The following is a 22,081-nucleotide window of genomic DNA, read 5'->3' as shown; positions in this document are numbered from 1 at the left end:
AAAATCAATTCAATTTATAATTTAGGCGAATTACTCTGTATACTTTTAATCGATTTACTTAAGTCATCGTAACCATAGCCAATAAAAGGATCGTCATCTATAAGCCCTGTTTCCTCTACTGCTTCTTCAAAAGGTATATCAGCACTTATTCCACCCCTGGCATCATTTGTCCATGCATCATGAGTGTAGCTCGAATAATAGCCCAGTTTTCTATTTGAACGAGGTGGGGTATCAGTGGAATTCCTTATTTTTGCCTCTTTAAGAGCATTTTCTATTTTAGATAAGATTTCAATAAATTTTTGCGCATCAAAATCAGGATTTGCACAGTTAAAAAAGACAAATTCTCGTCCTTTCATGGTTTGTTTATTTTGACATTCATCAGCGTATTTTTTGTACATAACTTTGAATGAGCCTAGATTATGATCTAAAGCAATTTTTGCAATAATAGGCAATGCTTTGATTATGTCATTCTGATGAATAGATAAATTTATTTTCCAGTCAGATTTACTTAGATCAACCCCTATAAGGTTAGATTTATTATACACTACCCATTGATTGGAAAATGTAGACATAGAAAAATTCATAAATGATTTCGAACTGGACCTCGAGTCGGATTGAACTTTTTCATAATAAGCTACAACGCTATTTTCATCCCCCCCCTTGAGACTATTGTGTGTAGCAGGACCCTCATTTGAATCTTTACTTGATATTGAAAAAAAAGTTAGAAACGTTTCTATGAAAGAGGGTTTACCCAGCCCCGGCTTTCTAGTTTGAGAATTTGACTGTAAATCATGCCGTCCTTCCATCAGATCTTCGCGATGCCTAATCAGTGTAAAAAATAGTTTCTTTTGTGTATCATTCAATTGACTCAATACTGTCTCTTCAAAAGTTTTGCTTGGCATCCTTTTAAAAAGCTGATAAAAATAAATGTCAAAGCTAGCAATTGCTTTTCCTTTATCTTTTTCATACATAATGCCCAGATAGTCAAGTTCAATATTTAGCATAAACGCTAAGGTTTTCAGCGTTTCCTTTCTAGAGCCCTCTACCATGTAAGAGTTATGATTTAATAACTTTATGGCCTGATTGCCTTCAATATATCTTGCCTCCTCTCGATTCCCATCACTAAAAATCTCATCCCCGAATAGCTCTAGAATTTTTTTTTGCTGGGATTGGGTAATGGTTATCTTTGATATTAAATCCCGATTATCCCACTGATCAAGATAGTATAGATTTCCCTCATCCGTATAGACATAGGCGGGGAGATATTTATCTGCTGCAAGATTCTGTATTACATTTCGATTATTTGAATTTGAACTAAGCTGTAATTCTGCCTCTTTACGAATTAATATTGGAGTCTTATCATTGTATCTTATCAGATTATAAAACACATCCCTGCTATGGTATCCCGATAGTTTTTCCAGCATAAACTCAGCTTGCTCAAACGCATCGTCTTTTGCGCTTTTATCATATCCAAATTTATCAGATATTTCTTCTAACTGCTTACGAACTACAGACTCTTGAATTGGATTGCCAAAAGCGACAGGGCCTAATCTTAAATCTGGTGTAGAAAATTTTCTAAAGAATTTTCTTCTTTCGCCTTTGTTGCTCAGATTACTCAATAAAATACTCATAGCGCTAGGTATATTACCACGTTCAAATTGAGATTGACTTAGCTTAGAATCAAGTGGAAATGACAAAATGGGTCGTTTATCAAAAGTAAATAGGTATTTCGATTTAATGTCTTCATCCGAAGTGCAAACTAGAGTCAAAAATTCATTTCTCAAGTTTAGAATTGCTCTCAGAACGTGACTCGGTAAAGGATTACTCTGTGAATTAAAGTCGTATCCTATCTTATAAATATCAAAGATTGCCAAAAAAATACGTTCGATAAGTTCTAATTTTTCATCGACCGCCTTCTTATCTTGCAATATTTCATTCAGATTTAAGTCTCTATTTTCCTTGATAAAAGAGAGGCCAGGTATGCTTTCTAGATGTTTTTCAAATAGCCTTTTTTCATCGGCTTCTAATACTGTTTTAGAGCGTTCATCAATTAATCTTCTTTTTCTGATTACAAGTTTTTTTTCATTGTCAGATGCTTTTTCTATTTGCAGGTAATCTTTATGCGCTTGACAAAATTTTCCAGCATCGAGATCGAACTGTTTTGATTCTTCTAAATTCTTCTTCATTTCATCGTACGACTGGCCCATCGAAATCATTCGTGTAGGCATATCCTTGACCTTAATCCAGCCAACTTTCCCCATGTTGCGAAGTGTGGCCTCTCTGTCTGAAAAGCCCACACTTATACTTGCTTTCGTTTTCTTTTTCAGGCTTTCATCCTCCTCATATTTTTCAGGTATAAAGTCGAATACATGGTCATACTTAGCCAATTCTTTTAAAGCAAGAATGCTAAATACCGAGCAATTCATTTCATCTTTTTGAATGCCTGCCTGACATGATTTTATTTCAAATTTTACCTTGTTTTTTTCCAGATTTTCGATTAGCAAATCGATTGCTTCAAGCTGCCTCTCATCCTTGGATGAGTCGAAACAGAATACATTTAGATTGCCGCCTTTATTTTCAACATCGAATGCAATTGCGTGATTATTATTGCCATGATAGTAAACAAATTGTTTTCTTTGTCCTGGTTTAAGGTCCCTCATTTTTTTTGCTAATTTGTAAACTGTTCCTCGAGGAGCATAATCCTTTGTTGTTATTTCCTCGAGAGGAATAGGGATTCCAATTGCTTTCCTTATGCGGTTTAGACCCGATAATAACGCTCTTGTTAATTCTGGGGTTACTGTAATAGATCGTATTTTTTCTTTTTTGCTTCTTAGCTCGATGTAGTTTGTTATTGCAAAATCTTCAAGAACCAACTTTGGAAGTTGTTTCTTTTTCTGTTTTAATTCAATGTATTCATCTAAAAATTTTTTAACTTCAGATTTTAGGTCTTCTGGGAAATCATCTTCACCAGTCATTTTGTATTTGCATGCAATCTGTTCTATTTTGTATTTTAAAAAGGACTTATAATTAAGCCAGTAAGCGAGATTATCCTCCTCAGTCGCTAGATTCTTGGAATAAGGAAGCTTTAAAGGTAGTTTCCCATTATAACTGGATAGTACAAGCTTGGCAATTTGCATTGAAGATAACGAAGGTTTTGCCTGTATCGATTCAAATTTAGTTTGCATTTGTAAACATCTCCAATAATAGCCAACAGACTAAGTAGTTTTAGGTCGTCATTTACAATAATAGAAACAAATTGATTGATTATCAATTAAAGTGCTCTTTTTATTACCATTAAGCTGGGGTTGATAAAAAATGATAGGCTAAGAATGCCGTTAAATAAGACGCGTGACTAATTTTTATGAGGAAATGTGTCAACTTGGTCAGTATGTGTTGGTGAATTATGGCTACCTTTGCCAATCATGGCTGCCGACAAGGATGAGGAGGACGCTGTATTGGCATTGCTACTTTTGATTTTATGAGCGTAAGGAAGAAATGTACGCTGGTAAGAAAGGTACGTAACCGATGGGCAAAAAAGGACTCATCTGCATAGGGACGGTTATTGGAAAAATAAAGAGTCCTAGCCCTGGGTGTTACCTGATTTGAAAGCGCAAGGGCTTGGATAAAGCTAAAATTGAATGTCGGTAACCACTCAATGGGACTCTGACGCAGCGATGAAATATACTCCAATTCCCTCCCAACAGTATGCTCATTTCTTCTTCTGGAGCCGCCTTGCCTGCTCCGGTTTGTTTTGGAGCTGACAATATTTAACCATCGCCAAATCCTAACCTTTGATAGAGATTCCTCCAGTATCAGTTGTGAGAAAGTTCTACCTCAGGCATAAGTTATTTTCTGGCATTACCATAAGCGAGGGTGCTCTGCTTTATGGCTACCGTCAATTTCGTAAATTAAATGTTAAAAATGGCAAATATGAGAAAAATTTGTTTTTTTTTTTGGTCTTTCAAGCCCATAATTAATTCTCGCCGATGTGTTTATTCTACACGAGTAGACTTTCATATAAATTGCTGGAAATAATTATGTCTAATTATAAAATTTTAGTAAAATGGTTAGAAAATAGCTCAATAGAGTCTCTTGAAAGCGACTTGAAATTTATTAAAAAAGTACTATCAAGTATTCAATCATTAATTACCAACTCTGTATCCATGACGCCACTTGAATTTGCAAATAAATTGCATTATAAACTTGAATTAATGGCGAAATTTTATAAAGAGAAAAGCGAAATTGACGAATTAAATAAAACGCTCAATAAATATACTAAGCAACTAGAAAATCTATTGCCAGAAGCACAAAAAAAAGCTGAGCTTATACTTGAAGTATATTTGCATGTGGAAAAAAGGAAATATTATGATTTTGAGCATATTTTTAATCATGGTAAAGCAGTTTTTGAAAAGGTTCCCGACTGGATCGTACCTGATCTCAAGAAGGACGATTCTAAAGTACACAGCTCCAAGGAGGAATTAACCGAGGACCCTCATTTTAAATTAAGGAAGGGGGGGTTTTATACGGCCACATCTACTTTCCTTTCTTATTTTACAGAAGCATCCCAATCCTACATGAAGCATTGGGCTGTCTTGGAAGGTAAGCTACCATATTTCGAACATTTGATTAAAAAATATCCATCCAACCAGTTTGCAAGCATCTTTAAACAGGATAAAAAAGATATTGTTAATCTAATTATGAAGGGTGAGTATAATTTCCATAGCGAACTTGGAAGCTTATTGTTTGGTCGTATTCTCTATGAATCTCCTGGGTGGGGTAAAAATGAAAGAATGCAAGTTTATCGTATGCACCTCATGAATGAATCTGAGACACAATTTTTTGCAGAAGAATTTAAATATGAAATAATGAAAATTAGTCTTTTCTCTACTTTGGCAAAAGAGTCTGGTAAAAAAGCAATTGCATGGATTGGTACTGCCCGCAGCGTAATGGCAAAAGTGAATCAAAATCCTGGAGAGGGTGTTTATCTTAATTGTGACGATGACAAATGGTCTCCACAACTTAATCGTGCCTGGCTTATCTCTTTACTGATGCTAGATTATCAAATTCAAATGGTTGAGCCTCAGTTTCCTACAATGGAAAAAGCAATCTTGTCTGGAGACTTTTTTAAGTATATCGAAAGCCTTCTTTCCGAGATACGTAAGTATGACGGTTCGACTGATGAGAGCCTTCATAAAAATGATTCAATGTACAATGGTGGGATAGAGCCAACTGCAACAATGCAAGAATTATTATTTCTGCTTAGTATGGGTTGCCGATCGTTTAAAGATAGCCAAGGGTTGATTTGTCTTGTTAAGCCTAGGATTAAAGAAGAGCCAACATTAACTAAGAAAAATGAAGTTAGTGGTTATATGTTGCAACGCACCCATTCTTTCAGTGAGTTTGGACGAATCGCATCTAATCCAGTTGCAGCAGGAGCATTTTTTAGGCATCCTGGTGCATCAACTGACCAGCGATCTGGTAAACTGAATGTCGATTCTCCCTCCAGTCTTCTTGAGGATGAAAGTGATCAGAAGTATACGGTGTCCTGATTTGACATAAACCTTTCAACGATAGGAGTAGTAGCAGTGTGATGCATTAGGATGGTCTGATCTTATGAATACTTACCATAAATACATCAAATACATACATCTTTTAGTTGATCAATCTTGGTCGCTCCATCTTGGTTGACTGGTATGACGTTGTCAAGTGATCTAAGACACACCAGCTAAGTCAATTTCTTTAAACCCCGTCCTGGACACTCCATTTCAAATTACTTGACAACGTCACGGTATTATCGATCATGAGGGTTTTCCTCTTGGTTTGATTAAAGTTCGCACTCCTATCAAAACGGGAAACTATAACCTTATCAATAGGTTATGTCAGATTAAGTCAAAAATAATTCATTTTCTGATGTGTTGGAATTAAACTAATATTTCAGCTAAGGTGAGTTGCAATAATGGGGTTTAGGGATTTCACCTTCATCTAAATAGCAAATGTCACATTTACCCAGCTTTTGGATAGTCATTATATCTGGATTATACCCTGCTTTATCCTTGTCTAGTTTAGCAAGAACCACATTCTCATCTAGATTAACATTAGCAAGATAGGGTCTGGAATAAAGCATCATATTTTTACCATAGGAAGTTTGACTGTTGACCTTTGCTTTTGCTGTTTTTTCAGATTTGAACAGAGTTACTCTTGATGAGAATGATTTACTAGTGTGACTGGGTGTTACATCGATATCTAGCATGCCATCATTGAAGATAGCGTCCCATATGCTGTCGGATGCTACTTTATGTGCGACATTTTCACCAACCGCATAAAACTGACTTCCTTTGTATAATGCAAATATGCCAAGCTCTTTTGCATTGGCTTCGATTTTTAAGAATACATTAACTGAATCACGAAATTCTTTGGATACAGATCTTAGCTTTAAGAGTGTCTTTAAATCAAGGAATGGAAAGAGGTCATCAACAAGAACCTCTTTAGGGATCAAATATAAAGACTCATCTTTATCCCAAGTAATATTCTTCTTGCCATTATTAACCATTTTCTTCATACCAAATATTTTCTTGAACATAAATTTCCTAATGCAGTCTCATGCTTGAGAATAAAGTGTCGACAATTACAACTCCGGAGAAATGCCACTGAAAAGCACTTGGCCTCAATTATAAATTAATCCAAAATTAATCTATTTGTTTATATTATGTCAATCGCTTATGCTTAAGATTGCCATAAAAAGCTAAAGATTAATGTCTACTTGGCCTTCTTGACAGCAAAACGACCAGCACTCACGTCTCGTATAGACACCAAATGAAGATAAAAGACCTTCACACCGATTGCTACTCATAAGTGACGTGGTCAAGTAATTTGAGACACACCAGTTAAGCTACTTCCGTTAAAACCCTATCTTCATAGTCGTTTTCAAATTGGTTGGGATTTTTGTACCCCAGTGTTGAATGGGAGCGGAATCTGTTACACAACATCGTAATCCATTTCAAGACATCCTGTTGTGCCTCAAAACGGCTTTGATAATGGTTCCATTGAACACATTCCTGTTTCAAGCTGCCAAAAAAGCACTCGGCGACAGCATTATCCCAGTAATTACCTTTTCTACTCATGCTGCCTGTGCAATGCCAATCCGTTAACAGGTTGCCATACTCATGGCTGGCATATTGGGCAGCCCGATCGCAGTGAACGATGAGGCCTGGCTTTGGTTTTCGTTGCCAGAGCGCCATTTTAAGCGCATCACATACCAATCACGCTTTCATTCTTGAACCCATACTCCAACCAACTACTTTCCGGGCAAACAAGTCAATCACAACAGTCAGATACAACCAACCTCCCTGTGTCCATAGGGACCTTATATCAAAAACCCATGCGCGATAAGGGGCTTTTGGCGAGAACTCTCTTGAGGACATTCTCAAACACTGGCTTTTTGTGATTGCTGTTTGTCGTCACTTTGTATTTTTTCCTGTAACGCACTATCACATTGGCTTCTTGCATCAGGCTTCGTGTTTTGCACCTGCTCGCTGGATATCCCAGTGCATTTAACGCTCTCTGCATCCGTCGGCTGCCATAGGTATAATAACTTTTATCAGCAATTTGTTTCACAAAATCCAGCATATCCTGATGCTCTGGATATGCTGGTTTATTGTGATGATTTTTCCGGTAATGGCAATACTCTGAACGTAACACACCCATTATTTTACACATCGCGCCTACCGGCCACACCTTCTCATGTTGGACTATAAACGAATACTTCATTTCGTTTCTTGAGCAATTGAATTTACCGCCTTTTTTAATATTTCTTTCTCCATCTTCAGTCGTTTGTTTTCTTCCCGCAAACGGCGTATTTCAAGCTGCTCTGCTGTTAGTTTTCCATTGCCTCTGAAAGCCTGACCATCACCCGATTCATTTTCTTTATCCAGCGATTAAGCATTTTCGGGTTAATCGATGAGCTGCGGGCTGCTTCTGCTCGGCCATAACCTTGTTCGGTAACCAAGCTAATTGCATGTCGTAGACATGTTTCTCTCCAGTTAAGTTATTATCTCTTAACTGGTGTGTCCAAATCTATTAGACCACGTCACTCTGCATAGGATTGACACTATTAGACCTCTGCGATAAGTCATTCGGAATCATTCTGCCCTCGACAGAGAAAAGAGAGGGGCACCGCAAATTAATGTTTACTTAATATTTAATTGATATAATTAAACTCGATTTTTAACTGGAGTTTATAATGAAAAGCTTTATGAAATTATTTAAAAAAAATGATGGGATTAAAAGGATTGATGGTAATGGTGATTTGTCAAAATTGCCTCAAGAAATATTCGAGGAGATATTGGGTCATCTCGATTCAAAGTCGGCTCGCAATATCCGTGTCAGCTCAAAGGAAAATTTAGAAAAATTTGATGAGGCAATTAGCAATGTTAATTTTGCTAAAAAATTAGGATTAATTAATTTATCTAAACGAGATTTAATTGCTGTTGGTGAGAATGTGGCATATCGAGTATTTGGTATTTCTGATTTCTACGGAAAAAAAAGACAGCCAAGTGAAAAAGAAATAAAAAATTCATTTAAAAAAGAAGTGATATTATTTTTCAATGAAAATGATGCTGATAAATACATTAAAAGCAAAACCGTATACAACGAATTTAATGGCGATGAAATTGATAGCAAGCCACATAAAGCAAATGTAAAATCAACCGATAAAAATAATATGTTTAGAATTAAAAAAATAACGGAAAAAGAAAAAGATCTTGCTTTAATTGCTTGTGGTAATGAAATAGATGATAAGATTACTTTTAATAAATAGAAAATATGTCCTCAATCTCTTCATTTTCATTAAGAGAGTGAGGACTTTAATCTAATTAATCATGAAGAAAAAAATTAAGAACATTCTTTATCTTTGGCTTCAATTTGAAGATAATGACGAAATTAAAGTCTCATCTGGAAAAATCAGCACCGATTTCCTGTTTGTAAAAAAACACATTCCTTTCGCATTGGCTTGGTATGAAAAATACTCAAAGAGTATTGAAGAAGATTGTGAAGATGAAGAGGAGCTCACAATGACTCAGGGCTGTTGCAATATGTTGAGTTTAATACCAAAAATGACACAAGATCAATATGAGAAACTGCTAAATGATGCTGAAGATGATGATTTTTTATGTAATGACATTGATATAGCAATAAAATTGATGAATGAAAGAAAACAGAAAAAAGATAAGCAGAAAAATATGGAATTTGACCTTTGGAAGAAGGGATTGACTAAAACAACTCATGAAATCCTAAAACCAATTATTCATTCTCAGAATGAACTAGCAATATTTGGAAGCGAGCTCTTGGGGTACAGACAAGCTCAAAAATATTTCGAATCAAAGGAAGGTGGAAATAAAATAACCTATCATTTCGAACAAACAAAGCAGATTTTAGGGTCTGATGACGTGGGGGTGCGTGTATGGAATAGCGACTTTGAAAAACCCAGCGAAATCAATGCCAATCAGAACAAAAAACCAAGCAAAGGATGCGTTGTTGATGTACTTCAGGAAAACATAAGAAGATATTACCATGATGAACCTTTAATACCCCTGTATTTTGTTATGCAAAGAGTAACGGGAGAAGGCTCATTCAATCAACAGGATGGCGAAATAGGTGAGAATTTACAGAATAGTGGCTTCAAAACCAGCAGCTTATGCAAAAAGAATAGTATTACGGGGGCGGAGATGCGTACTGTTTGGAGGCTAAAAAATGAGTTGCACGACGAGGTTATAGCTCACATTTTATCGCATGCAACACGAGGGCTAGTGATAGAGAGTACTTGTGATGAGAGTGATTTCCAGGTCCTTTCAGTAAAAGAATGTGGTTCCCACTTACTTCCATGGGAAGTAAACAAATTGAGATGGGTCAATAGGGACCGAAAGCATGGATTAGATGATTCTAAGCTGAGTGGAATTAAATCCAATGATTGGCTTTGGCGTTTGCTATGGTTTAAAAATGAAATGTCAGAAAAGCCCTGCCAACACGGCAAGTTACCTCAGATACCAGTTTTATGGAATGCACCTCTCTTAAAAAAAGAAGATTTAAAATGCATTCAAGCAAATCAAATTGAATTGCCAAAGTCATTATTTTGGAGTTAGTTTGCAGATTGAATAACGTGTGCTAATGAAGCTAAAGCAGCATAACCAGAGATAATACATGTGTCAAATAGGTCTATAATAACATTTGACAGCGATACTCTAATGCAAAATACAATGTTATGAATACGTTCATTCGGAGGATAATGGTATGACCTTGTCAGTAAAGTCATTTAATGGGCCAATTAAACGTTTAACTGGTCCTTCGGATCATCCAAAGCTGAAAGGTAGCAATAAGACAGATAGTGTAAGTATTGTCGCATTTGATAGAGAAAGTGACGCATGGGGTATTTTTTCTAATTACGCTGAAACGCCTATCCGTATGATGACGCCATATGGTGAAAGAACATTTCCTACTGTCGAACACTATTTTCAATATCAGAAAGATCCGAATGATAAGGCATACTTGAATGAAATCCTAAGTGGAGATGCTCAGAATGCACGAAATGTAGGCCAAAAAAAGAAGTGGAATCATTACTCGGACGCCGACAGAGCAATGGAGAGAGCAATTGACGCAAAGCTAAAAATCCCCGGGGTACAGAACGCCCTCCTTGCTACAGGTGATGCCTGCTTGATTGAGGATACAGGAAGCCGAAGTGATAAAAATCAAGATGGAAATTGGGGTTGGAAAAAAGGAGGGCAAGTTGCTCCACATAACGGTGCTGGAAATAAACTCGGTATCCTGTTGATGGAAAAGCGTAACCTTTTAAATTCTTCAAGTAACGTTGAAGATCCCAGAGATTTATCTGAACGTGCTAGAGGCATTATGACGCATAATTACGCTCACACAGACCTTATCAGCCTCAGCAAAAGTCTGCCTGATAGCACTCGAGCCTATTCGACCTACAATCATCAAAATAATAACTTACCTCACTCAAATCAGGAACTAAGTAAGGTAATTTATCGAATGGGAAAAATGAATAAAGAATACTCTGGCATTCCTTTAGTAGAACGGGGCGCAATGAATGGAGCACTTAAAATAGCTTTCGACAGTCCTGAGGATGCCAATGAGTTCCAAACTATACTTGCCAAAGAGGGATTTAAAACAACTTATTTTGGGGGAAATGATAAATACCCGATAGATTGTGGAAACGGAAAAAACCTTGAGCATATTGTCCGATTTGAAAATGATGGTCTAGCGGAAGAAATTCCTGCTGCAGCTTTAGAATTTCTTAAAAGAAAATTTAGTGACGACGATGAAAAAATTGCTGACATCGTGCAGCAATTAGGTTTTGAGAGTGCCGAATTACGAAGTGAAATGCAGAAAAAACCTTAATTTCATAAACAACCTACGGCAAATTTAAGCTACAGCCAGCCTTTAAACTACTTCATCCATAATGGCCTTATATTTCAGCAGGAATAGCACTATTAACAAAGAACGGGGTTGTTGTGATTAAATGGTTATTCAGTGTGCAATTTTCATGGTGCGTCGATCCCGTCATAAATGCATGCAGATAAAACAAATTCATTGTTTAGAAAGCGTCACAACATTTCGTTAAAGATGTTGGCATAAACCTGCCTTTGCCATCTTCCCCCAGAAAAAGCACAGTAAACTCAGCGGAGGTAATTTGTCAGCCTCTTTTTTTGAATATTTCAGGCCTCCCGTAAGTCTGTAAGATTTCTATTAAGTGCCTATGCAAAAGAGGGCACCAATGGTGCTGTCGCGGGCTATAAAACCATTCTTAAGAGCCATTCCATAATACAAAAGACTTAGCGTATATAGTTTAGCGGGATAATCTACAGAAGCACAATCTGATTGAAATTAGGACTAAATGGTCTAATATAATACTAGGTCATTTTGTTTAAGTTTTTATCAATGTCTTACAGTAAAGTGCTTGGGCATCTCAAAAAAGGACCCAGACTAAAGAGTGACGCCACAAAAGATTTAGAAGCAATTGTAAAATTATTTCTAAATCCGACCCAGAAAGCTCAATGCCGCTTTAATGTGTTGGGTGAGTTGGAGGTAGTATTTAATGATCAGATCTTCAATCTAACTCAAATTTTAATGCATCAGCCTGATTTCGAGCATTTTTCCTTTTCAGACGAGGTTTCCGAGCATTATGAAATGTTTATTGAAACCGCTAGCCATAAACCCTCTCTAGAGGGGGGGGTATTTATTCCCCGACAAGAAGATTATGAAAAAGCTGATAAAAACAAACGTTATACACAGTTGACGTATGGCGAAAAACTGGCAATAACGCTGTATACCTCAAATTTCTATGAAGAAATTAATTCATTTTTACGAACTCAGGGGCGTGATATAAGCTTTAAAGAACTGTCATCGGATAGATTAACTGAGATAGTGAAGGAAATTGTTCTGGCCAGTTGCCTTGCCGCTCATGGTTTAACCCGATTAGAACTACCTAATGATTCCGATGACAGCAGCCTCCAGGAAGTCTATCGCGCTGAGAGTAGTCATCGAATTCCTGAAAGCGTATGGAAACAACGCCATAAAGCAATCGAAACTCATATCCCCGTACGCCAGGATGGATTTATCAGTTCTTCTGAAGACATGAATGCCATGAAATTATCAGGCACCGACACAACGCTGAAGATTTCTCAACCTCACCATGGAATTGGTAAGCGCGTACAGGATTTGTCTTATAAAGGCGATGAGCAGGAGGTTCTTCTTGTTCCAGGCACACAATTAGCATTCGGTTCCTTCAGCCAAGACAAGGGCAGAAAGGTATTTGAAGCTTTTGTCGTGAGAAGCCTTGATGGTATTGATCCTTCTTCTTACTCGACTGTCAATGCTGAGATCAGGACACAGCTTATTTCCCTTCGTGAACAAGTCGATTATTTAAGAGGGCAGGTTCCCCCTCCACAGAAAACGCCATTCTCATTATGGAAATCGCTTAGTAATTCTATTAAAAAAACGGAGATTGTGGCGCTTCAGGACCAGATAAAACAATTGGATAAGCTCATTCTTTGGTTTGAAGACAACAAGCATAAAACCAGTGAGAAAATAGCAAAGCTTGAGGCTCTTAACAAGAAAATGGGAAAGCTTGTTGAAAAAGTAAGGGACTCCAATTTGTTACATGAGCCGTTGAAGGATGCCTCAACTAAAATCAGTCATCTTATTATGCAACTTAAGATAGGTAATTCATCTGGGTTAATCAGGGAAGCGGGGTATGTCTATACCCATCACTTAAGTAAGGCTTATAAAGAAACTGAGCTGGAAAGCACTGATGCTGTATTGGCGCGTGATAATCAGGTAATCCATCGCCCTAATCATGGCTTGGCTCACTCTCTCAGAGTAGCCACTTATATCCCACTTGTGGTCGAGTATTTCCAGCAATTTGCGAAACCAAAATTAAGCCAGCTCTGCCAGAATCTCAATAGTGAAGAACTGAAGAAACTGCAACTTTGCATGCTTTTTAGTGTTTCTGGACGCGAATCGGATCTTGCTTTTAAAAGCAACCCGGAAAAATACCGAGAGTATCGCCAGCGATGTGCTGAACAGTTCACTCTGTATGCACGCGGCAAAATGTCAAAGGACGATGTCAATAAATACGCAGAACTGATCCTCAACATGGGTAATCCAGATTACTTAAAATCAAAAAACATTACCCCTAAAAAGCAAGCTCTTTTCCACATCATGAATCTGGCGCACAAATTGGATCTGATGCGGTGCTACCATTTGGCACAATATAATATTGCCATAGCCAATGGTCATGACTCACTTATTGTTCAATCTGACATCCAACAACGCCACTTTAATGCGTTATTAAAAACGGTTACTCAACGTATCCACGCCACCGGAGATAGAGTTTATTGTCAAGTGAAGGATAATCAACTAATGTCCTCGACCGAGGATTATAATTTCCCGGTTTTTGCCAGGGCCAGTACGGATGCGAGGGAGTGTTTACAACTCATTGCAGAGGCTGACACTCCTAATCTCACTAGTGCCTCCTCCCACTCAGTCGAATCAACGATACTGCCATCGACTGCTGATAATCAGGCTGATAATTTACAAAAAACCTTTATTTTTCTTGATAGCATTGAAAATTATACTCTAGCTCTGCTTAAATTTTTAACTGCTGTAAAATCAACAGGGATTGCTGAAATTGATGAAGTGAAGAAGGATGGCCGTTATTTATTGCAAAAATTAATTCCGAAAGAAGAGCACTATATACTACTGGCAGAAACAGCTTATATGGATACTAAACCTATTTCCATTACTTTAACTAATGAGGATTTATATTTGTTACTTTTGAGAATGCCACAGGAAATGTTGGAGGACGGCTACTCAGCAGAAGAGCTCGTACCACTTTTAAATAAATCATTAGGTCAATTGGGCATATCAGCGCTGGATAAAGTCGACTCTTCTTATCAAATAACTGCCGTTGTGCAGGATGAACCAAGCGGGCCAGTGCGGATCAAACTTGTAAGTTCACAGATGGGATTAGATCCTATAGAAGTTTCGCTATCTCGATCGGAGCTCTTCGATTGTTTAAAATCACTTAGTCAAGAGGAGATATTTACTCTGAAATTCTCTAATTGAACGAGTTTTAAGCGGTGAGTCTGAAAATAGCGCAATTGACTTGGCAAAGTATTTATGAAAGCAGTAAATTTTTCTGGAAGCTGCCTTTTTATTATGCGTATCTTTCTGGTCTGTTTCAACTTATAACTGTTTCAATCAAGACCAGCAGTTACAATTTGCCTAGAAGCTTTTGCTTAGCACATGTTGCTTTGATTGTCGTATTTATTATAAGCCCATTCGCCCAAATATTTTTCAAGTTTACACTTATTAGAAATACAATTCGCTAATTGTAGTGCTAAAATAAAACTATTGGGCTATCTTTACGGCAAATAATATGGGTGGACAACTTTATCTTAACAATGGCCAGGCACCGAATCGAAGCAACGTCTGTGTTTCCGGTTATCAACGAAGCAAAGAGAATTTTGCTTTGAGTAACTTTGATGATAATGAAGGCAAAGGTTATAAATTTCTCGACCCACATCTCGGAGAACTTTGGTTTCCAACGTCAGAGCACTACTTGCATTTCCAAAAATTAACACCTCAGGCTAAAACAGATAAACTGAAAGCCTGGCAAGATCAAAAAAGCCCTGGGGAAATCCTTAGGGGTATTAGGAATCCACAAAGTCAATATTACATTCCACCTGAACAATCCGCATACTACGTAGATAAAAATAACCCATTTGATACTGAAAAATGGGATGTTGAAAAAAAATCAGTTCAGATGCAAATTAATGCGGCCAAATATCAACAATCTGAAAAGTTCCGCGAAAGTATTCATAAAGCAATAGAGTTAGGATGGGCTTTTGGAGATCAAAATGGGCCTGCGACCATCATTGAGGATACAAGTAGTCTTGCGAGTGGTCAAAAAACAGAGGAAGAGTGGGGAACTGGCCCAGCAGGAAATGGTAAAAACATTCTAGGAAACTCACAGACAGCCTTCGCAATGATAGTAGAAAAGGGTCTAATAAGCGCCAAATCTCCCTTGCAATCTCTAGATACATTTAAGACGACTACGATAAGAGACTTCTATATGACTGCTGACAATCAATATAAAAATGGCGTTCAGAGATCATTACAGGCGGTTAGAAAACAAGCAGGAAGGGATATGGGCCTTAATCAGCCCGATACAAGCGATTTGGATGGCTCGCTAGTGCAAAAGGTCTCGTTAAAAAATATGAGGATTGAGGCAAGTAGTTTTCTAATTCATCCTAAACCATCCCAGATGCCACTTAGTGAGCAAAAACCATATCAGCAAATAATAAATGCCAATCAACAGAAAAGCTATGATTCATCGCCAGCAGAATTAAATATTTTTGTTAATAAATATGGTAATACAGTGATTGAGCGATATAAAAATGCGAATCTTCAATTATATTACAAACCAGGTCAAACCCTAGGAAAGGATACGCCCCATGTCCTTTATCGAGATAACCAAAATTCCAGTTGGAAACCTGGAGATATACGACATACAAGCGCCCAAAATTTACTTCAGGAATACCAAAAAACAATAACTATACAATCGCAAAATAATATCCAGAAACAATCTAGCCAACAGCAGGTACGAGAAACTGGATTGGAATATGTGACCAAAAGCTTTAAAAATATTACTTTCGGATATGCTCTTCAATCTGTTCAGTTAGACAGAGATAAGAATGTACCACATAAGCATGTAGTTAAGATAAATTTTAATACGCGAAAAGAAGCGGAAGCTTTTAGAGATAAGCATTTTAGTCAACCAACACCATCACCAATTGATGGTAATACTGTAATTATTGGAGAAGATAAAGCGAGGTATTTCTTTAAGATCATCCAGATTGAAAATTATGGTAGGCATAATCCACGAGACACTATGAGTGTATTGATTGATGAGTTCAAAATGCACCAATCAGCTCAATCAATTCCGTCGATGAGATCGCCAACATCATCCCAAGTCGTAAGTAACAATAATAGTATTTCCCAAAATAATGGCGTATGGTCAGCACTAAAAATAAATCCATTTGAAGTCAATTTCAAAGAAAAAAACGGTACAGCTATTTCGGCTGAAGCCCAAGCAAAAACGATACTCAATGAAGTAAGTAGAATACACAAAGAAAAAGGGGCCAAAGTTGTTGGCATAACTTATTCTGCTAATCAGGCTCAAACAGAAGAAATTTTAAAAACTTATGCAAACGGCGGTTGGAAAACCAATACACAGGGCTCGAATCAAGCGGCGGTAATTCAGAAAATCGAAGAATTATTGGCAACAGATGAATACAAACATTTACAGAATGTCTATCGAACTGTTCCTATCACCACAATGAAATACCAAAATGGTCAAGCAGCCCCTGCGGACAATTCTTCAGTGGAGGAAAGTCTTAGGAAAGCTTCAGAATTTATGTCAAATGGGGGCGTATTATTAGGCTGGAAAAATCAAACTACTCCACAAGGATTAGCCATCGGCGGAGGTATCTCTGACCAAGTGCAAACCCCAGTGCAAAAAAAGATGATTAATGATTGGATACAAAACCCCTCATCAATGCTATTCTCAGCAACTTGCGCCACTAAGCAATACAAAGATAAGTTACACAGCCATCAATCTACAAGAGATTGTCTAATAAGATCTTACTTTCCTGATAATTTTATTGGTGGTTTTATAGAACATAATATACCAACGGATATAGATGAGTATTTAGACAATAAGATGAGAGATATTATAAAAAAATACTATCCAGGAGTCGACTATTCTGGACACGTGCTACATACTTTGGCCTATCATTTTACACAAGTGTCGCTAGAAAAAAGTGAGGAGAATGCCGCCTCCTTAGAAAAAGACAAAATACAACAGGGCCTATGTGATTTTTCTGAAGCGAATGGTTTGAATCTTGACCAGAAGCTCGTAAAGGAGTTGAGTGAAGAGCTTTGCCTGATCCACAGTATGGTATACGGTAATCCCCCCATTTTTAACCGAAGTTAAAAGTAGAGTCTGTCCGGAATTCTGTGTAACTAGCCGTCCTGTTATCCGGTAACTCTATCGCCGAATTCGATTATGAAGCGATTCATAGCTGGTTTCCAGTTATGAATCGGCATGGTCTACTTTTGAGAAATTCGTTCAATTGCCAAATAGAGCAATTTAAAAACGGCTTCATCAGAAGGAAACATGCGTTTGTCTTTTATTACTTTCCGTAAGGTCATATTCAATGACTCGCATTGGTGGTATAAATTGCCCGTCGAATATCCGCCGGATAATCAAACAAAGGAATGACCCGTTCCCAATCCCTGCGCCAGGAGATGCTGATAGACGGATACTGGTCATCCCATTTGGCAGAGAAAGCATCCAGTGCCATTTCAGCCTCAATGAGCGTATTTGCACTGTAGATGCTTTTTAAATCAGCGGCAAGTATTTTGCGGTCTTTCCAGCTCACATAAGACAGGGATTGGCGGATTTTATGGACAATACAAAGCTGAACTTTGGCGTAAGGGTAGACCGTTTCGATGGCTTCCGGGAAACCAGTCAAGCCGTCAACACAGGCAATAAATATCTCATCCAGACCTCTGTTTTTTAAATCAGTCAGCACATTAAGCCAGAATTTTGCACCCTCATTTTGACTAATCCACATGCCAAGTAGTTCTTTATGTCCTTGGGTATTTACACCCAGTGCCAAATACACGGCTTTATTGTTAATGCCTTTATCCGTCTTTACCTTGACCACCAGACAATCCAGATAAACAATGGGAAAGCAGCTATCCAGAGGCCTTGATTGCCAGGCTCGCACATCAGCCAAAACAGCATCTGTAACATTGGAAATTAACGTTGGGGAAATGGTAGTCCCATAAATTTCTTCCAGCTCTGACTTGATATCACGGGTGCTTAATCCACGAGAATAAAAGGAAATAATTTTCTCATCAAGACCGTCAAAGCGAGTGGCATGCTTGGGGATGAGTTGCGGCTCGAACGAGCCCGCGCGGTCCCGAGGTACGGCAATTTCCATTTCACCTTCACTGACATGAATTTTCTTTTTGCTGTAACCGTTTCGAGAATTATCTTTGCGTGATTCACCTTTATCATGCTTTTCATAGCCCAGATGTGCAGTAAGCTCGCCGGCTAGAGCAGCTTCCAATCCTCGTCTTTTAATTGTTTGAAAAACTCGGTGAAATCTTCAGGTGTTTTGCAATTTCTGGCTATCTCTTTTGCCAATTCATCTATATCTTCAGTCATAGTTGTTCTCATCATATTTGTCAGCACTATCCAGTGCCGACAGATTATATGCTATGACTAATTACACAAAATTATTTACAGATCCAGAAATTTATCTAAGTTGCCCCGCTAACTGAACCATTGAGCATTGCGACATTCACCTAAAACAATTGGATTTATTTTTCAATATAAAACTCCTTGCCACTGTGTCGTCCAGCTAAATGACATACAAAAGAGGGAAGCTTTTCTTGAAGCAGCTTATGAAGTGCTTCATTCCCGACAATGCTTCGCACCTTCTTTTGTAATAGGGCTTCTGTCTGTTCCGATCTATAACCTTTCACTTGTCCTAGCGTTTGGGTAAATTTTTCATACTCAGCCAAGTCAGGATACTGCTGCTTAAGTTCATTAAACACCATCTTCTCTTTCTCAGCCTGCCTAACCTGAATAGTCTTATAAAGCTGCTGCGGCTTAAGCCCAAACTCCTTCGCCACCTGCGAAATATGCACACCATCGGTTTTCCAGCTAATCTTCTCCAACTGCGGCATATCCTGCTCTTTCAATGACTTTTCTGAGCAACGGCAACAATGGTTTGATAACGCTCATAGCGCAGACTGGCTTTCTCAATCGAGACGGTAGCTTCCTTCAAATGGGGGTTATCTGCCAATTGCTGGTGATGGTTTGTCCATAGTCGATGGGCTTTTTCATCCCTTGCAAGGGATTGGGCATACAGATTTTGAAATTGCGGATGCTGACTGATATTGATGTTTTGCTGTTTGGCTTCCTTGGTGATTTGTTGTCTGATTTTTAAATAGGCTGATTGTTCATCCATGTAATCGGCGGCTTGCTTGGCAATTAAGCGCCTTTCCTGCTTTGACAGTGCTCTTGCCTTGTCGTGCTGTTGCTTTAGGTATTCTTCGTAATTAGCCAGGTAATTAAATTTCTCTTTAATCTTATGACCAACGCCTGCGATATGATTAAGCGCCTTGCCCACCATGCTGTCGGGGTTAAATCCGGCGCGCAGGGCGAAATCCAGTGGCCAGTCGATGACGTTGTCTTTCGTCACTGAGCGTGACAGGGTTTTGGTGAGTGCACCTAAGTCATCATGCTGATGTCGGTTGGCATACACCGCCACCGAATCACGATGCCGCGTTAAGGCGACAAAATTTAAGTTTCTATCCCAGTATTGACTGTCGATAAGTACCTTGACATTATCCACGGTCATGCCCTGCGCTTTATGAACAGTAAGCGCATAGCCGTATTCGATATGCCGGTAAGTTTTAGGAATTATCACTTGTTCGCCACTGTCTAATTGCGCGGTCAAACTCTCCTTATCAATGGCAAGAATGGTGGCTAAGTCACCATTCCGAATGCCAATGCTTTTGTCATTTTGGCGTAGCAGTATGCGCTCACCCTGTGCCAACGCGATAGTCTTCTCGCCACCTTCGCTTGAATAGTCAAAATCCTGATGACCAACCATGCCCTTGTTTTTTAAATGCTCCCTTGCCTGCTCATTGAGGGAATACACAGCGGCTCGTGAGAAAGCCAGCATCATGTTGTTTTGGCAATCGTTCAGCTGATGAATGCTATATGCCCACGAGTGAACCATGGCATCCTGTGATTCCGACACAACCTCGGCGAAATGAATCGCGCCTTTGTTGGCATAATGGTCAATGGCCTTGTTCACTTCCCCTTTGGCTAAATTCATACTGGCCTTACGGTCGCATTCATCACGTTGACGTCTGATTTGGTCTAATTCGATATAGCCGGTATGCGCGGCGATGCCTCTGAAAATCTCCCCCCTGTTAATTGGCTTTAACTGGTCGGGGTCACCGACTAAAATGACTTTGGCTTTCGCCTTGCTGGCGGCCTCAATTAAATAGGCAAGACTTGAAAAATCCACCATGCCGGCTTCGTCAATAATCAGCACGTCATTACGCCTTAATTTCATCTGGTTATGGCTCAGTCGATAAGCCAAGGAGGCAATGGTCGAGGACTGAATGCCGGTTTCTGCTTGCAGGGCTTTGGCGACTTTTCCTGAGAGTGACGCGCCTAACACCCGACAACGGTTGGCTTCAAAGTATTCCTTAATCGGTTTTAATAAATAGCTTTTACCGACACCGGGGCGGCCAATGAGTACGCTGATGTCTTTACCCTGGGTGATGTAATGAAACGCTTCTTTTTGTTCGTCATTGAGCGGGTAATTTTTAAGAATGGCCTCCGTTGGGTAGGAATAAACATGCCCCTGTCTTAAGCGCATTTTCTCAACATGACTTAACAGTCGACTCTCGGCAATGTATTGATGGCGGGTGGTGAACGATTCAACGCCGCTGTCATTCACGCCAAGACTGATAACGTCCTTATGGGCAAGTAATTGCGCGACTTGATTTAAATAAGCAGTGCTGGTGGTATCCGATTGAATGCTTTTAAACAACAGCTTTTCAATGTCCTTGCGGGTAAACACGCTGTGGCTTAATGACAGTTGATTTAAGAGATTATCCAAATCATGCAGGGCTAATTCTTCCCGTGCTTCACGAATGAGTTGGTTTTCTTCGCGAAGGTAGTGATTGCCTTCATCACGATTTCGCCCTTCGTGCTTTTCGCTGATGAGGTGGTTTAAATCAACAGCCAGGTCTATTTTCTTTTCTTGGAAATAATCGGTTTGAAAAGAACGCCATTGCTCATTCCAGTAGTCACCTTCAACTACAATGCCCTTGGCAAAAGTAGGATTTAAATCGCGTGCCTTGTGTTTGGCAAAATGCTCGCCTCGCAATCGGCGCAAGGTCACCAGAATATGGGCATGGGGATTGCCATCCTTGTCATCATGAATCGCGATATCGCAAGGCAGGCCATTATCGACAAAATGGGTTTGCGCAAAGCGGCGGGCTAATTCAATGTGTTCAATCGTACTTAATTCTTTGGGCAGGGCAACAACGACATCTTTACACAATTGCGAATTCTTACGTGTCTCGGCACGCTCGACTTCATTCCAGAGCAATTCACGTTGCTTAAATTTGTCCGATGCTCCTTCAGGCAGCATGATTTCAGAAAAAACGACTTCTCTACGTCTGGAATAATCATAGTGAGTTCCTGTTCTTTCATCAAATAGCTTGCTTGCTGTGCGGTAAGCACTGGCGGCTACTGCGCTGTGTCCTTTCGAGCGAGTGTGTATTGATACGCGAGCGAAAGCGATAGCCATGCCGGCTATCTTAGCAACACAAACGAAGTTTGTATATTGCGCCCTTCGCTTTTCGCTTTCGGGATGGAATGAGGCGCTTCGCTTGTTTATTTCAA

Annotated in this window: 10 protein-coding genes and 2 pseudogenes; 6 read left to right on the top strand and 6 right to left on the bottom strand. The window is 38.9% G+C overall.

All coding sequences use genetic code 11. The features are described 5' to 3' along the window. Positions 1-14: 14 nt before the first annotated feature. Entirely contained in the window at positions 15-3,185 is a 3,171-nt protein-coding gene (locus tag GH742_RS03175; RefSeq protein WP_203456089.1) for a hypothetical protein, read from the bottom strand. An 852-nt stretch (positions 3,186-4,037) separates the two neighbouring features. On the opposite strand from GH742_RS03175, the gene GH742_RS03170 reads away from it, so the two are divergent. After that, a complete protein-coding gene (locus GH742_RS03170; protein ID WP_203456088.1) occupies positions 4,038-5,549 on the top strand; it encodes a hypothetical protein in 1,512 nt (503 codons plus the stop codon). 389 nt (positions 5,550-5,938) lie between these two features. Here the strand turns inward: GH742_RS03170 and GH742_RS03165 are convergent, their stop codons facing one another. Both GH742_RS03165 and GH742_RS03160 read right to left on the bottom strand, forming a co-directional pair. Beyond that, positions 5,939-6,580: a hypothetical protein gene (locus GH742_RS03165; RefSeq protein WP_203456087.1), complete on the bottom strand. Its 642-nt coding sequence runs from the start codon at positions 6,578-6,580 to the stop codon at positions 5,939-5,941. A gap of 304 nt (positions 6,581-6,884) precedes the next feature. Beyond that, positions 6,885-8,011: pseudogene (locus tag GH742_RS03160) on the bottom strand (IS3 family transposase). Positions 8,012-8,251: 240 nt separating this feature from the next. Here GH742_RS03160 and GH742_RS03155 point away from each other — a divergent pair. The 5 genes from GH742_RS03155 to GH742_RS03135 all read left to right on the top strand — a co-directional run bounded on the left by GH742_RS03155 (position 8,252) and on the right by GH742_RS03135 (position 17,569). Continuing rightward, the gene (locus tag GH742_RS03155) at positions 8,252-8,815 is read left to right on the top strand and encodes a hypothetical protein (RefSeq protein ID WP_203456086.1); all 564 of its coding nucleotides are present in this window, start codon (positions 8,252-8,254) and stop codon (positions 8,813-8,815) included. A 61-nt stretch (positions 8,816-8,876) separates the two neighbouring features. Further along, positions 8,877-10,136: a hypothetical protein gene (locus GH742_RS03150; RefSeq protein ID WP_203456085.1), complete on the top strand. Its 1,260-nt coding sequence runs from the start codon at positions 8,877-8,879 to the stop codon at positions 10,134-10,136. 148 nt (positions 10,137-10,284) lie between these two features. Further along, positions 10,285-11,409, top strand: a complete 1,125-nt coding sequence (locus GH742_RS03145; protein WP_203456084.1) for an NADAR family protein — start codon at positions 10,285-10,287, stop codon at positions 11,407-11,409. 540 nt (positions 11,410-11,949) lie between these two features. Continuing rightward, positions 11,950-14,637, top strand: coding sequence for a SidE phosphodiesterase domain-containing protein (locus tag GH742_RS03140; RefSeq protein ID WP_203456083.1), 2,688 nt, complete (start codon positions 11,950-11,952; stop codon positions 14,635-14,637). Positions 14,638-14,950: 313 nt separating this feature from the next. Then, a complete protein-coding gene (locus GH742_RS03135; RefSeq protein ID WP_203456082.1) occupies positions 14,951-17,569 on the top strand; it encodes a hypothetical protein in 2,619 nt (872 codons plus the stop codon). Positions 17,570-17,610: 41 nt separating this feature from the next. On the opposite strand, the pseudogene GH742_RS03130 reads toward GH742_RS03135, so the two are convergent. The 3 genes and pseudogenes from GH742_RS03130 to traA all read right to left on the bottom strand — a co-directional run bounded on the left by GH742_RS03130 (position 17,611) and on the right by traA (position 21,986). Continuing rightward, positions 17,611-18,823: pseudogene (locus GH742_RS03130) on the bottom strand (IS256 family transposase). A 143-nt stretch (positions 18,824-18,966) separates the two neighbouring features. After that, a complete protein-coding gene (locus GH742_RS03125; RefSeq protein WP_203456081.1) occupies positions 18,967-19,350 on the bottom strand; it encodes a hypothetical protein in 384 nt (127 codons plus the stop codon). Beyond that, a complete protein-coding gene (gene traA / locus GH742_RS03120; protein ID WP_203456080.1) occupies positions 19,347-21,986 on the bottom strand; it encodes a Ti-type conjugative transfer relaxase TraA in 2,640 nt (879 codons plus the stop codon). The genes GH742_RS03125 and traA overlap by 4 nt, the downstream gene beginning before the upstream one ends. Between the last annotated feature and the right edge of the window lie 95 nt (positions 21,987-22,081).

Source organism: Legionella sp. MW5194 (assembly GCF_016864235.1).
Lineage (GTDB): Bacteria > Pseudomonadota > Gammaproteobacteria > Legionellales > Legionellaceae > Legionella_C.
This window is presented reverse-complemented; position numbering and strand designations above follow the sequence as displayed.